Raw genomic sequence first — 14,158 nt, 5'->3', positions numbered from 1 at the left:
GTCGGATGTCTGCCCATCGAGCACAAGGGAGATGAACGCCATGCCCGACAGCAGCGTCCTCGTCGTCGACGATCACCCTGTCATTCTAAGGGCTTGCGGCATGGTGTTCGAGGAAGCCCTTGCGGCCGTCTACTGCGCGAGCGATGTCGAAGAAGGCTATCGCTGCTTCGTTGCGAACCGGCCCGCCGTCGTCGTGGCGGACCTGACGTATCGCGACGGCTCCCTCTCCGGGCTCTGGCTGATCGCGCGCATCCGCGCCCTCGCGCCGGAGACGCGCATTCTCGTATTCAGCATGCACGATGATCCGACCGTCGTCGCCCGCGCTCTGGCCGCCGGGGCGACCGGCTACCTGCTCAAAGACACCACGACCTCCGACCTGCTGGCGGCCTTCCATCGGGTGCGCGCGGGGATGGTGTCGATCGACCATCGCCTCGCCGTCGCGCGACGAGAGGCGGTGCCACATCGGTTCCGCCAAGATGTCCGCCAAGATGTCCGCCAAGATATCCGTAACGATATCCACCAAGATACCCGCCACCACCTATGGAGCCTGTCTTGATCCTCCATGCCATTTCGTTGTTCGCTCTCGTGCTCACGGCGGCCGAGGCCGCCGACGGCGTGAGTCCAGCCGACAAGGTCGCGGTCAGCAATGACGCCGTCAAGCTCGCCGGGTTGGTCCGGTTCGTGGCCGAATCCTGTCCCGGCACGAAGCCCGACTACGCCCGGTTCCGCGAGGTGGTGGAGCGGCTCGGCACCGATCTCGCGGCTTTGTCCCACGGCGAGGCGCTGATCCGCTCGGCCGCCTACACCCAGGCCTACCAGAAGGACCCGGAGGCGAGCTGCCGGCGGGCGCAGGAGAGTTTCGGTCCGAACGGAACGGTGGTGCCGGGCCTGCTTGGTCCTGGCTGATCGTGCCGACCGGTCACCGGGTGCGGAGGACTGCATCGCGCAGGGCATCGACGAGGGCGCCCTCGAGCAGCAGGGCCGAGCCGTGATGGAACTCGCCGTCGTAGGGGCGGCGGGAGTTCATCGACAGGGACGCGCTGTGCATCGCGATCAGGCTGCCACCGGCATCGAACAGCCCGGAGCCGGATCCGCCATAGCCGTTGTTGCAATCGTGCCGGGCCTGCCGGATGCCGTCCTCGCCCGGCGGGTCGATCTGCCGGATGGCGCAGGCCTCGAGGCTGGTCGCGCTGCCGAAATTCTCGTGGCCGGCCGGCGAGACCATCGTCACCGTGATGGCCCCGCTCCCCGTTCGCAGCCCACCCGCTGCGTCCGGGATCGGCTGCGCGACCGCTGCCGTGACCGGCTCCTTGAGGTGGAGCAGCGCCCAGTCATCCGTGATGTGCAGCGCCTCCGCGCCGGGCCGGACCCCGAGTTGCAGGCTGTCCGGCTCGAAATCGTAGTTGCGGCCGGCGATCTGGAAGAAGCAATCCGCCACCGCGCGGGTGACCTCGAGCCGCCGGCTCCGGAAATTGTGGGCGTTGAGCATGACGACCCGCGGCCCTGCGATCAGCCAGGCGGCGGCGGCCCGCTTCGGCACGCCCGAGGCATCCCGGCAGAAGAGGATTCCTGCACCGGGGAACCTGGCGAAATCCGCGCCGGTCATGGCCCGACGGCCATCCTGCGGATAGAGCGCGGCCAGCCTTCCATCGCCGGCCGCCGCCGGTCCGGACAGGGCGGTGCCGACCGCTACCGCAGCCAAGATGCATCGTCCCGAATGGGGCATGGCCGTGACCGCCTCGAAGTCTTTCCCAAAATCTGGCGCCGAGATATCCCAGCCCAGCCGACGCCAATGAAGAATGCCCGGTGCCGAAGCGTCAACCGGGAGCAGTGACGCGGAGCGGCGGAATCACTCGTCGGACAGCAGGTTTCTGACGTGCGCGACCCGCTCGGCAGCTGGGAGCATGCGGGTGTCGATCGCAACCTGCTGGATGAGGAACTGGCCGGTGATCCTCCCTCGGTTTCGCGGACACCTCTGATACGCTCGTTTCGGGCGGGGAGGGTGTTTGATGGCGAAGAGGCGACGCGAGTTCCAACCAGGCCTGGCTGGCAGACATCAACCGACCTGCCCACGGCAAAAAGGGTGGCTCTACCTGGCTGCCGTCCTTGATCCCGCCACTCGCAAGATCGTCAGCTGGTCGATGCGCGACCACATGCGGACCGAGTTGACATCGGCCGCTTCGATGATGGCCACCCAACGGCAGCGCCCCTCTGCCGGGCTCATCTGTCATTCGGATCGTGGCAGCCAGTCCGCGGCGGAGGCTTACCGCAGGCAACTCGCCGATCTCCGGGCGATGCCATCCGTGAGCCGCGCCGGCTGCTGCTCCGACGATGCTCCGATGGAGAGCTTCTTCCACACCCTCAAGGTCGACCTCGTCCATCAGCGACGATGGGCGACCCGCGATGACCCTCGCCGCGACCTGTTCGCCTACATCGAGGGCTACGACAATCGACAGCGCCTCCACTCGGCTCTCGGCGACATCACGCCCGAGCAGGCCGGGCGGAACGCAGGCTAACCCCGGTATCCGCGCAAACGGGGGAGGATCATCCCTCCCGCTGCGCTGCGTCGTGGCCGCGCAGCCGAGGGTCAGCCTTGGCGCAGGAGGCGGGCGGTCGTTTGCGCTGGATCAAGGCCGGACCTGCCCGCGCGCCCATGCTGGTAGCGGAGCGGTACGGCGCTACGCCTCCGCACATTTTCCGCATGCCGCTGCCAGCGTCCGGAGAACCCCGCATGTACGCCCAGATCCGCGCTCGTGAGATCATGTCGCGGCAGGTCGCCTGCATCCCCGCCGACGCGACCGTCGCCCAGGCCATCGACCTGATGATGGACCGGCGGATCAGCGCGCTGCCGGTCACGGACCGGGACGGGCAGCTCGTCGGCATCATCAGCGAGGGCGACCTCCTGCGTCGGAGCGAGCTCGGCACCGAGCGGGAGCGACCGCGCTGGCTGCAATACCTGCTCAGCCCCGGACGACTCTCCGCCGAGTATGCTCGTGCCTACGGCAGGCGGGTCGACGAGGTCATGACCCGGGAGGTGGTCACGGTCGGCAAGGACGCCTCTCTCGCCGAGATCGTCGCCCTGATGGAACGCCACCAAGTCAAGCGCCTGCCGGTGCTGTGCACGGGCCGTATGGTCGGTATTGTTGCCCGCGCCGACGTCGTTCGGGCGCTGGCCGAGGCGATGCGGGCCCCCACCTCCGCCGCACCGCGCAGAGACGCCGCCATCCGCCGCGACATCCTGGCCGAGTTCGTGCGTGTGCCGTGCATCCCCGCTGCGCAGATTTCGGTCATGGTCCGCGATGGCCTGGTCGACCTCGCGGGAGCCATCACCGACGAGAGGGAGCGCAGCGCCGTGCACGCCGCGGTCGGAACCGTGCCGGGCGTGACCGGCCTGCACGACCACCTGATCCTGATCGAGCCGCTCTCGGGCGAGGTCATCTTCGTGCCGGACGAGGCGGCGCGGCAAGAGATCCAACAAGAGGTGCGCCCAGGAGAAGCGGCGCCAGCGGCCAATGCGTCCACCGCCTGATCGTCCCACCGGTGCGGGAGCGCAGCCCACAACCGTGACCTCTCTTTCCGCGCCTCCTCTTACCGCGGCCACGCCCGTTGCGGAGAGCCCGGCACCCGCTGGCATCGCTCCGGGGCAGGCGCTCGTTCCCGCACCGCAGGCAGTCCTGCCGGCCGGCCGGACGGGCAGGCGGCACGGCATCTGGTTCGGGCTGCTCGCGGCCCTCCTGATCGGGGTAGCGGCCGGCTTCGCCTGGTGGCGCGTCCGCCCACCCGCACTGCCGCCGGGCTTCGCACAGGGAAACGGGCGGCTCGAGGCCGACGAGATCGACATCGACACCAAGTTCGCCGGCCGCATCGCCCGGCTTCTGGTCGACGAGGGCGACATGGTGCGGGCTGGCCAAATCGTCGCCGTCATGGACACTCGCGACCTTCAGGAGCAGGAGAGCCAGGCCGAGGCTCTGGCGGGGCAGGCCGAGCGCACGGTCGAGGAAGCCGGCAAGATCCTCGCCCAGCAGGAGCGAGCGGTGCTCGCCGGCGAGGCCGCAGTGTCACAGGCCCGGCGGAGCGTCGAGGAAGCGAACGCCAATCTCGAACAGGCGCGGACTGTGGCGCGCCTGGCGCAGCAGGAACTCGCTCGCACCGGCGCCCTCGTCACGCGAGGCTTTGCCACGCGCCAGACGCTCGACACCCGCCAGCAGGCCCTGGACGGTGCCATTGCGGCGCAAGGCGCCGCTACCGCGAGAGTCGGGGCCGCCGACCAAGCGCTACTCGCCGCCCGCCACGCGGCCGACGGGGCCGCGGCCGCCCGCGACGCGGCTGCTGCCCGGGTCGGCGCCGTCCAGCACGCCCGGGACGCTGCACGCCACAACGTCGAGTACGTGCGTGTCAACATCGCGGACAATTCCCTGACCGCTCCTCGCGACGGGCCGATCCAGTACCGCATCGCGAATGTCGGCGAGGTGCTGGCGGCCGGCGGCCGGGTGTTCACCATGCTCGATGCAGGGTACGTCTACATGGACGTCTACCTGCCGACGACCCAGGCCGGGCGCGTCCGGATCGGGGCCGAGGGGCGCGTCGTGCTCGATGCCTACCCGGACCACGTCATTCCCGCCCGAGCAGTATTCGTGGCGAGCGAGGCGCAGTTCACGCCGAAGACCGTCGAGACGAAGGACGAGCGGGACAAGCTGCTATTCCGCATTCGCCTGCGGGTCGACCCCGAGCGATTGAGGGGACGCGAGGCCTTGGTGCGGACCGGGCTGCCCGGGGTTGGCGTCGTGCGCACCGACGAGGCCGTCGCCTGGCCCGCGCGGCTTGCCCCCAGCCCACCTCCGGCCGCTGCGACGGGGGGCCGATGAGAGCCGCCGCTTGCGATCCCGGGGCAGCGGTCGCCGCCGTCGCCGCGCTGTCGCACCGCTACGGCGGGCGGGCGGCGCTCGATCGCGTCACGCTCGCGCTGCCCGCTGGTCGGCTCGTCGGGCTGGTCGGCCCGGACGGCGTCGGCAAGTCCACGCTTCTGTCGATCCTGGCGGGCACTAGGCGGATCCAGGCGGGACGGGCGTGGGTGCTCGGCGGCGATGTCGCACAGGCCCACCATCGCGCCGCGATCCGCGCCCGCATCGCCTACATGCCCCAGGGACTCGGCCGCAACCTCTATGCGGGCCTAACCGTTCGAGAGAACATCCTCTCCTTCGCGCGTCTGTTCGGCCAGGGCGGACCGGAGCGAGAGGAGCGCGTCCGCCTCCTGCTGGCCGGGACCGGCCTTACCCCCTTCGCCGGCCGGGAGGCCGGCAAGCTCTCGGGCGGCATGAAGCAGAAGCTTGGGCTTTGCTGCGCCCTGGTCCACGATCCCGATCTCCTGATCCTCGACGAGCCGACGACCGGGATCGACCCGCTCTCGCGGCGGCAGTTCTGGCGCTTGATCGGCCGGATCCGCGCAGCCCGCCCCGGCCTCTCGATCCTGGTCGCCACCGCCGATTTGCGGGAGGCCGAAGGATTCGACTGGCTCGTCGCCATGGATGGCGGCCGGGTCGTCGCCGGTGGCGCCCCGGAGGAACTCCGGCGCGCCACCGGAACGGCGGATCTCGAAGCCGCCTTCATCTCTCTCACCGGTGGGCGCGCCGCATCCGCCTGCCCGGCCCCGGCCCGGAGTGAGGAGCTGGCCGAGCCGATCATCACCGCACGAGGGCTGACGTGCCGGTTCGGCGACTTCACGGCGGTGGACGACGTGAGCTTCACCATCCGGCGCGGCGAGATCTTCGGCTTCGTCGGCTCCAACGGCTGCGGCAAGACCACGACGATGCGGATGCTGACCGGCCTGACGCCGCCGAGCGCCGGAGACATCCTGCTGTTCGGCCGGCCGCTCGACCCCGGCGACCGGGCGGCGCGCCGCCGGGTCGGCTATATGTCGCAATCCTTCTCGCTCTACGGCGAGCTGAGCGTCCGGCAGAACCTCGTCCTGCACGCGCGGCTGTTCCATCTGCCCCGCGACGGGATGCGGGCCCGGGTCGCCGGGCTGATCGGGTCGTTCGGGCTCGGCGCCCACGCGGATACCCGCGCGCAGGACCTGCCCCTGGGCCTGCGCCAGCGCCTGTCCCTCGCCGTCGCCATCGTGCACGGCCCCGACCTCCTCATCCTCGACGAGCCGACCTCCGGCGTCGACCCGCTCGCCCGCGACCGGTTCTGGGCGCTGCTCTCCGATCTCGCACGCGGGCAGGGGGTGACGATCTTTGTCTCGACCCATTTCATGAACGAGGCGGAGCGCTGCGACCGCATCGCCCTCATGGATGCCGGCCGCGTTCTCGCCACCGACACCCCGGCAGGCCTTGTCGCCGCGAACGGCGCCGCTGACCTCGAGGACGCCTTCGTGGCGGTCCTGGAAAAGGCCGCGGGCGCCCGGGGCCGCTTACCCCATGCCGAGGACATCACCCTGGCACCCGGCGGTCCCCCAGCGTCGCCGCCGCTCTTCAGCCTGCGCCGGCTCCTCGCCTGCAGCCTGCGTGAGACGCTCGAGCTCCTGCGCGACCGGGTTCGGCTCGCCTTCGCGGTGCTGGGCACGAGCTTCCTGATGCTCGTCTTCGGCTTCGGCATCTCCACCGACGTCAACAGCCTCACCGTCGCGGTGCTCGATCGCGACCGGAGCCACGCCAGCCGCGCCTACCTCGAGGCCCTGCGCGGCTCGCCGTACTTCGTCGAGCGGGCACCGCTCGCCGACGATGCGGATCTCGACCGGCGGCTCGCGGGCGGCGAGATCGCCGCGGCGGTGGAGATCCCGCCGCATTTCGGGCGCGACGTCGCGCGCGGGCGCCCGACGGAGATCGCGGCCCGGATCGACGGGGCGCGGCCGTTCGTGGCGCAGACGATCCGCGGCTATCTCGCCGCCCTGCACGAGCGCGTCCTCGCCGATCCGCTCGCATTGCGCCTGCCGGCGCAGATGGCCCTCCCGGCGGACGTCGCGGTGCGGTTCACCTACAACCCGACCTTCGACAGCATCTACGCCATGGTGCCGGCGCAGATCGCGCTCCAGCTCGCCCTGATCCCGGCGATCCTGATGGCGCTCGCGGTGGTACGCGAGCGCGAACTCGGCTCGATCGTCAACCTCTACGCCACGCCGCTCACCCGGCTCGAATTCCTGCTCGGCAAGCAGGTGCCTTACGCCGCCGTCGCGATGGTCAACTTCGCCCTGATGGTCGGCTTGGCGGTCGCGGTTTTCCGGGTCCCCCTGCGGGGCAGCGGCCCGACGCTCGTCCTCGGCACGCTGATCTACGTCTTTTCGACCACGGCCTATGGAATGCTGGTCTCGACCTTCGCACGCACCCAGATCGCGGCCCTGTTCGGAACCGCGATCCTGACCGTTCTGCCGGCTACGATGTTCTCCGGGATGCTGGTGCCGGTTTCCTCTCTCGCCGGGGTCGCCAGGGTCATCGGTGCGCTCTTTCCGATGAGCTACTACCTGCCGATCAGCGTCGGCGCCTTCACCAAGGGGCTCGGATTGTCCGATCTGTACGTCACCCTCGGGACGCTAGCGCTGTTCGTGCCGATCCTGACCCTGCTCGCCGTCGCGCTACTGCGCGGGCAAGAAGCGTGAAGCGGCGATGCGACGAGCTGCGACGATCTTCTGGCTGGGTATCAAGGAGCTGCGCAGCGTCCTGACCGACACCGTGCTGATCGGCCTCGTCCTCTACAGCTTCTCCCTCGCGATCCTGGCACAGGCGCGCAGCGGCTCGCAGGAGGTACGCAACGCCTCGGTGGCGATCGTCGACGAGGATCGCTCGCCGCTCTCGCGCCGCATCGCCGGGGCCTTCCTGCCGCCCCTGTTTCGGCCACCGGTACCCCTCGCCGCGCGCGACGTCGCGCCCGCGATGGATGCGGCCGCTACACCCTCGTCCTCGACGTGCCGCCGCACTTCGCCCGCGATCTCCTGGCCCGACGCCACCCGGTGCTGAAGCTCGAGGTCGACGCCACCGCGATGGTCCAGGCCGGACTCGGGGCGACCTACGCGCAGCAGATCCTCGCTGACGAGATCGCCCGGTACCTCACCCGAGGTCGGGCGGCGGCGCCCGCACCCGTGACCCTCGTATCGCGGATCGCCTACAACCCCAACGTGGAAACCGCTTGGTTCACCAGCGTCATGGGGATCCTCAACAGCGTCACCATGCTGGCAATCATCCTGGCCGGGGCCGCGATCGTGCGCGAGCGCGAGCGCGGCACCCTCGATCACCTGATGGTCATGCCCGTCACGCCCCTGGAGATCGCGCTGGCGAAGATCTGGGCCAACGGCGCAGTCATCCTGACGGCGGTGGGCCTGTCGCTGGTAGTGATCGTGCGCGGCCTGCTACGGGTGCCCCTCGCCGGGTCGCTGCCGCTATTCCTCTTCGGCACCGCGATCTACCTGTTCTTTGCCACGGCGGTCGGGCTCTATCTCGGCACAGTCGCGCGCTCAATGCCGCAGCTCGGCCTACTGTATTTGCTGATCTACCTGCCGCTCGCCATGCTGTCGGGCAGCAATACACCACTCGAGAGCATGCCACCTTGGCTATCAGCAGCGCTCCAGGCTTCACCAACAGTGCATTTTGTCGCCTTCGCCCAAGCTGTTTTGTACCGCAGCGCCGGGCCGGACGTTGTATGGCCGCGGCTCGTCATCATCGCTGGCATCGGGAGCCTCGTCCTGATCCTGTCGCTTCTTCGGTTCCGCCATATGGCAAAGGCGGAGACGGGAGGATGATCGTGGACAATAGCAATCTGCAGGTCCACATGCGACGGCTGCATGAAAGGGCTTCGCTTCGGGATCCTATCGCAAACTCGGCTATGCATCTCAGCAAGGGCTATTTGCCCCTATTTCGACACTTTACTCTCGATGGGAAGACCGAAGCATGTGGTGAGCAGATAGTCCTGCTCGCGGATGATGCATGCTCCCGAGAACCCGAAGCCCTTGCGCATCCACTCCGAATGACCGAGTTGGGTCAGCTGCGATTGCTGGTGGCGGATTCAGCATGGCTGGTTCCATACGCCTCCCTTACGCGAGGGCGAGCAGGACCCGGAGAGGCGGTGTAGACGCCCTCCAAGGCGTCGAAGCCGTCGGCAGCCCAGCGCCAGGCGACCGGGCCGGGGTCAAGGACCTTGCGGCCTTGAGGCCGGTTCGGGCGGATGGCCCACCAAGTGATTTCGGCCACAGGTCACCGCGCACCGCGTCAGTCGACCGTCACCCACAGGGCCGAAACCGCGCAGCGGGTTCGGGGAGCCGCCGCAGGCGGCGAGTAGGGCGCGGCCCGTAGGGGACGCCCTTCAGCAGCATGCGCTCCGCCAAGCTCATGCGATCATCTTCGCGAACGGGAAGCCGGCGCTCCGAAGTCCTACGACGCAACTGAACCGCTCCGGGTTTTTCGGAGCGTCACCGAGCGCTTACGTCCGCAACTGGCGCACAGCCGAACAAACGGTATGCGAACTACCGAGCCTTTGCAGAACTAGCGGCTGACCAGATGAGACATCTGCTTCGAGTGGAGAAGCGGACCCCGGGCGACCGTCATGCGGGCGCTCATGGCCCGCGCCCCGACCGGCGAGGTCTTCACCCTCACCGAAGAGTTCGGCAACCTGGACAGGGCCAAGCCCTGCTGGGAGGTGTCGTACTCGCCGCTGCGAGGCGAGGACGGACGCGTCGTCGAGGCGTTCCACTACGCCAACGACATCTCGGCCCGCCTATGCGCCGAGGCCGAGCTCGCGAGCACCCAGAGGCCTTACGGCAGTCGCAGAAGATGGAAGCGGTCGGCCAGCTGACCGGCGGAGTGGCGCACAGCTCCAACAACCTGCTGACCATCACCCCAACCGGGGCGACCCCGCCTGCAGGGCCGCGACCGGTCGCACCGCCTCGCCGTTCCCACCGCTGCGCTGCTTGTGTGACCCAAATGCCTTCGCGATCAGGACGTACAGGAGCGGCGTGACGAAGACGGCGAGCACCGTCGCGGTGACCATTCCGCCGAGCACGCCGGTGCCGATGGCCCGCTGGCTGTTCATGCTGGCCCCCGTCGCGACGGCGAGCGGCACCACGCCGAGGATGAAGGCGAACGAGGTCATGACGATGGGCCGGAAGCGCAGCTCGCACGCCTCCAGCGCCGCCTCGTGCAGGGACCGGCCCTGCGCGACGAGATCCTTGGCCACCTCGATGATCAGGATGGCGTTCTTCGCCGTCAAGCCGATCACCGTGATCAGGCCGACCTTGAAGTAGACGTCGTTCGGCATGTCCCGCAGCAGCATGGCGAAGACGGCGCCGACCACGCCGGTCGGCACCACGAGCAGCACGGCGAGCGGGATCGACCAGCTCTCGTAGAGCGCGGCGAGGCAGAGGAAGACGCAGAACAGCGCCAGCGCGAGCAGGTAGACGGCCTGGGAGCCCGACAGCTTCTCCTGCAGAGACTGCCCGGTCCAGGCGAAGTCGAAGCCCGGCGGCAATTGCCCGGCCAGCCGCTCCATCTCCGCCATGGCGTCGCCGCTGGCGTAGCCGGGCGCCGCGCTGCCGGAGATCTTGATGCTCGGATAGCCGTTGAAGCCGACGACCTGCGACGGGCCCATCGCCCACGAGACGCGGGCGAAGGATTGCAGCGGGACCATCTGTCCCTTGGCGTTGCGGACGTTGAGATCGAGCAGGTCCTCGGCCCGCATCCGCCGGGACGCCTCGGCCTGGACGACGACCCGCTGCATCCGCGCCTGGTTCGGGAAGTCGTTGACGTAGGCCGAGCCGAGGCTGGTCGAGAGCGCGTCGTTGATGTCGGCGAAGGTGACGCCGAGCGCGTTGGCCTTCTGCCGGTCGAGGACGAGCTCGATCTGCGGCGCGGTCGGCAGCCCCTCGACGTAGACGCCGGCGAGGACCGGGCTCTGGCTCGCGGCCTTGAGCAACTGGTCACGGGCGGCGGCCAGCGCCGCATGGCCCTGCTGGCCCTTGTCCTGGAGGCGGAAGGCGAAGCCGCTGGAATTGCCGAGAGAGTCGATGGCCGGCGGCGAGAGCGACATGGCGATGGCGTCCGGCACTCCCCCGAGCGCGGCGTTGGCCCGGGCGGCGATGGCGTCGGCGCCGTCGTCCGGGCCGCGCTCGCCCCAGGGCTTCAGCCCGACGAAGTTGAGCGCCGCGTTCTGGCCCTGGCCGGAGAAACCGAACCCGAGCAGCAGGGTCTGGCTGTCGACACCGGGCTCACGCGCGAAATGCTCCTCGATGCGCTTGGCCACATCGAGCGTGCGCTCGGTCGCCGATTCCGGTGGGGTCTGGGCATCGACCATGAGGTAGCCCTGGTCCTCGACGGGCAGGAAGCTTCCCGGCATCCGCAGGTAGCCCCAGCCGAGCGCGGCGACGAGCAGGGCGTAGACGAGGAGCGCCCGCACCGGCCGGCGCAGCAGTCCCGCGACGCCGGACCGGTAGGCCAGCGTGCCGGCGCGGAAGCGGCGGTTGAACCAGCCGAAGAACCCGCCCTTGGCGTGACCGGCCTCGACGGGCTTCAGCAGGGTGGCGCAGAGGGCGGGCGTGAGCGACAGCGCCAGGAAGGCCGAGAAGGCGATGGAGGTCGCCATGCTGACCGCGAACTGGCGGTAGATCACCCCGACCGAGCCCGGGAAGAAGGCGAGCGGCACGAACACCGCGACCAGCACCGCGGTGATGCCCACGATGGCGCCGGTGATCTGGCCCATGGCCTTGGCGGTCGCTTCCCGCGGGGGGAGCCCCTCCTCGCCCATGATGCGCTCGACGTTCTCGACCACCACGATGGCGTCGTCGACGAGGATGCCGATGGCCAGCACCATGCCGAACATCGTCAGCACGTTGATCGAGAAGCCGGCGAGCAGGAGCGCGCCGCAGGTGCCGAGCAGGGCCACCGGCACGACGATGGTCGGGATCAGGGTGTAGCGGACGTTCTGGAGGAACAGGAACATCACCGCGAAGACGAGCGCCATCGCCTCGGCGAGCGTCGTCAGCACCTTCCTGATCGAGACCTCGACGAAGGGCGTGGTGTCGTAGGGCACGGTGACGCTGACATTGGCCGGCAGCGTGCGCTGGAGCTGGGCGAGCTTCGCCTTCACTCCGCTCGCGGCGGCGAGCGCGTTGGCGCCGGGCGCGAGCTGGATGCCGATGCCGGCGGCGGGGCGACCGTCGAGGCGGGTCTGCATCACGTAGGATTGGCTGCCGAGCTCGATCTCGGCGACGTCGCGCAGGCGCACCAGCGAGCCGTCCGGGTTCGCGCGCAGCACGATCTCCCCGAACTCGGCGACGGTGGTGAGTTGGCCCTTCACCAGCACGTTGGCGGCGATGCGCTGGCCTTCCCGCGCCGGTTGGGCGCCGACGACGCCCGAGGCGACCTGCGCGTTCTGCGCGCCGACGGCGGCCGTCACGTCGCCTGGCGTCATGCCGAGGCCGACGAGCTTGACCAGGTCGATCCAGATGCGCAGCGCCTTCTCCGAAGAGAACAGGGTGGCGCGGCCCACCCCCGGCACGCGCCTGAGTTCGCCCAGCAGACGGCGTGCGGCGAGGTCGCCGAGATCGGTCTCGCTCAAGGTGGCGTCCTTCGAGGAGACGGTGACGAACTGGAGGAAGCTGGTGCTCGCCTCCTCGACCGTGACACCCTGCTGGGTCACGGCGCGCGGAAGGCGCGCCTCGATGCGCTTGATCCGGTTCTGGACCGCGACCGTCGCCTTCGACGGGTCCGAGCCCGGCGCGAACGAGGCCGTGATCTGGGCCATTCCGGAGGTGTCGCTGGTGCTCTCGAAGTACATCAGCCCCGGGATGCCATTGAGCTCCTCCTCGATGATGCGGGTGACGCCGTCGTAGAGCCGCTCGGGTGGGGCGCCCGGATAGGTCGCCGTGACCTGGATCGTGACCGGGGCCACGTCCGGGTATTGCGAGACCGGCAGGTAGGCGATGGAGATCGCCCCCACCATCATGACGAAGATGGAGATCGCCCAGGCGAAGATCGGGCGCGCGATGAAGAAGCGGGTCATGGCGGCGTGATCCTGGCGCTTAGGGCTTCGCGGAGGCGGAGGCCGTCCGAGGCGCCTGCCAACGGGACGGGTTCACCGCGATGCCGGGCTGCAGCCTCTGGAAGCCCTCGACCACCACGGTCTCGCCGGCCTTGAGGCCGTCCTCGACGATCCAACCCGCATCCGTCAGCGCCCCCGCCCGCACCGGGCGCAGGGCGGCCTTCATGTCGTCGCCGACGACGTAGACCTGGGCGACGCCGGCGCTGGAACGCTGGACGGCCTGGGCTGGGACGACGACCGCGCCCGGCAAGGTCCCCCGCGCGACGCGGACGCGGACGAAGGCGCCGGGCAGCAGGGCGACCCTCGGGTTGGGGAAGGTCGCCCGCATCGACACCTGTCCGGTGCCGGGATCGACGCTGACGTCGGTGAACAGCAGCCGCCCGGCGTCGGCGTGGAGCGAGCCGTCCGGCAGGACAAGATGCACTTCCGTTTCCTCCTCCGATCCGAGCCGGCCGAGGTCGTCGGCGGGGGCGTTGAAGTCGGCGAAGATCGGGTCGACCTGCTGGATCAGCGCGAGCTTGGTCGCCTCGCCCTGGCTCACGAGCGCCCCCTCGGTGACGAGCGCCCGGCCGATGCGGCCGGCGATGGGCGCGCGCACGGTGGCGTAGTCGAGGTCGATCCGGGCTCGGGCGAGTTGCGCCCTGGCGCTCGCGACATCGGCCTCGGCCTGGCGCAGGGCGGCAACCGCGATGTCCTGCTGGGCGGCGCTGGCAGCCTGCCGCTCCAGCAGCGTCTCGGTGCGCTCCGACTGGCGTTGCGCCTGGACCTTGGTCGCCTCGGCGCGGGCGAGGGCGGCGGCCTTGGCATCGACCTCGGCCCGGTAGACCGCGGCATCGATGCGGAACAGGACGTCACCCTTCCGCACCAGGCTGCCTTCCTCGAAGGCGCGCTCACGGATGATGCCGGCGACTTGCGCCCTGACCTCCGCGACCCGCGTCGAGGCAAGGCGTCCCGGCAGGTCGAGGGTACGCGGGACCGTCGCCGTCTCGACGACGACCGTCGAGACCGTCGGCGGCCCCGCGTCCGCTCCCGGCGCGGCCTTGCCGTCGGCGCCCCGTTCGCATCCGGCCAGGGTGAGGACGACCAGGCCGGCCATAACCGTCGCCGCGACGGGATGCGGGCGACGACGCCGCACGCG

8 protein-coding genes and 4 pseudogenes are annotated in these 14,158 nt (G+C 69.8%); 8 read left to right on the top strand and 4 right to left on the bottom strand.

The genetic code is table 11. From position 1 onward, the window contains the following. Window positions 1–40 precede the first annotated feature (40 nt). A complete protein-coding gene (locus AC3AOF_RS32115; protein ID WP_488349138.1) occupies window positions 41–556 on the top strand; it encodes a response regulator in 516 nt (171 codons plus the stop codon). After that, on the top strand, window positions 553–906 hold the full coding sequence (locus AC3AOF_RS32110) for a hypothetical protein (RefSeq protein WP_236993341.1): 354 nt from the start codon (window positions 553–555) through the stop codon (window positions 904–906). The genes AC3AOF_RS32115 and AC3AOF_RS32110 overlap by 4 nt, the downstream gene beginning before the upstream one ends. 13 nt (window positions 907–919) lie before the next feature. On the opposite strand, the gene AC3AOF_RS32105 is transcribed toward AC3AOF_RS32110, so the two are convergent. Then, complete coding sequence (locus AC3AOF_RS32105) at window positions 920–1,702, bottom strand: serine protease (RefSeq protein WP_488349137.1); 783 nt, start codon at window positions 1,700–1,702, stop codon at window positions 920–922. A gap of 338 nt (window positions 1,703–2,040) precedes the next feature. Here AC3AOF_RS32105 and AC3AOF_RS32100 point away from each other — a divergent pair. From AC3AOF_RS32100 to AC3AOF_RS32080, 5 genes and pseudogenes are all read left to right on the top strand, one after another. Then, window positions 2,041–2,516: pseudogene (locus AC3AOF_RS32100) on the top strand (IS3 family transposase); the annotation flags it as partial. A 215-nt stretch (window positions 2,517–2,731) separates the two neighbouring features. After that, window positions 2,732–3,529, top strand: a complete 798-nt coding sequence (locus tag AC3AOF_RS32095) for a CBS domain-containing protein (protein ID WP_488349136.1) — start codon at window positions 2,732–2,734, stop codon at window positions 3,527–3,529. A gap of 34 nt (window positions 3,530–3,563) precedes the next feature. Continuing rightward, on the top strand, window positions 3,564–4,865 hold the full coding sequence (locus tag AC3AOF_RS32090; protein ID WP_488349135.1) for an HlyD family secretion protein: 1,302 nt from the start codon (window positions 3,564–3,566) through the stop codon (window positions 4,863–4,865). Beyond that, window positions 4,862–7,594, top strand: a complete 2,733-nt coding sequence (gene rbbA / locus AC3AOF_RS32085; protein ID WP_488349134.1) for a ribosome-associated ATPase/putative transporter RbbA — start codon at window positions 4,862–4,864, stop codon at window positions 7,592–7,594. The genes AC3AOF_RS32090 and rbbA overlap by 4 nt, the downstream gene beginning before the upstream one ends. A 7-nt stretch (window positions 7,595–7,601) precedes the next feature. After that, window positions 7,602–8,731: pseudogene (locus AC3AOF_RS32080) on the top strand (ABC transporter permease). A gap of 110 nt (window positions 8,732–8,841) precedes the next feature. Here the strand turns inward: AC3AOF_RS32080 and AC3AOF_RS32075 are convergent. After that, a pseudogene (locus AC3AOF_RS32075) lies at window positions 8,842–8,949 on the bottom strand (IS6 family transposase); the annotation flags it as partial. A gap of 582 nt (window positions 8,950–9,531) precedes the next feature. On the opposite strand from AC3AOF_RS32075, the pseudogene AC3AOF_RS32070 reads away from it, so the two are divergent. Beyond that, window positions 9,532–9,642 (top strand): annotated as a pseudogene (locus AC3AOF_RS32070) (hypothetical protein); the annotation flags it as partial. A 177-nt stretch (window positions 9,643–9,819) separates the two neighbouring features. Here AC3AOF_RS32070 and AC3AOF_RS32065 read toward each other — a convergent pair. Both AC3AOF_RS32065 and AC3AOF_RS32060 read right to left on the bottom strand, forming a co-directional pair. After that, a complete protein-coding gene (locus tag AC3AOF_RS32065) occupies window positions 9,820–12,981 on the bottom strand; it encodes a multidrug efflux RND transporter permease subunit (RefSeq protein WP_488349133.1) in 3,162 nt (1,053 codons plus the stop codon). A gap of 19 nt (window positions 12,982–13,000) precedes the next feature. Beyond that, entirely contained in the window at window positions 13,001–14,116 is a 1,116-nt protein-coding gene (locus AC3AOF_RS32060; protein ID WP_488349453.1) for an efflux RND transporter periplasmic adaptor subunit, read from the bottom strand. Window positions 14,117–14,158: the final 42 nt, after the last annotated feature.

This window comes from Methylobacterium sp. 142-1Y (assembly GCF_057747795.1).
Note: the sequence above shows the minus strand (reverse complement) of the source record. Positions and strands in the feature narration are given on the sequence as shown.

What these genes read in the sequence shown, in the direction of transcription:
- AC3AOF_RS32115 (WP_488349138.1), top strand. Translation starts at nt 41, where the DNA reads ATGCCCGACAGCAGCGTCCTCGTCGTCGACGATCACCCTGTCATTCTA.
- AC3AOF_RS32095 (WP_488349136.1), top strand. Translation starts at nt 2,732, where the DNA reads ATGTACGCCCAGATCCGCGCTCGTGAGATCATGTCGCGGCAGGTCGCC.
- rbbA (WP_488349134.1), top strand. Translation starts at nt 4,862, where the DNA reads ATGAGAGCCGCCGCTTGCGATCCCGGGGCAGCGGTCGCCGCCGTCGCC.
- AC3AOF_RS32065 (WP_488349133.1), bottom strand. Translation starts at nt 12,981, where the DNA reads ATGACCCGCTTCTTCATCGCGCGCCCGATCTTCGCCTGGGCGATCTCC.
- AC3AOF_RS32060 (WP_488349453.1), bottom strand. Translation starts at nt 14,116, where the DNA reads ATGGCCGGCCTGGTCGTCCTCACCCTGGCCGGATGCGAACGGGGCGCC.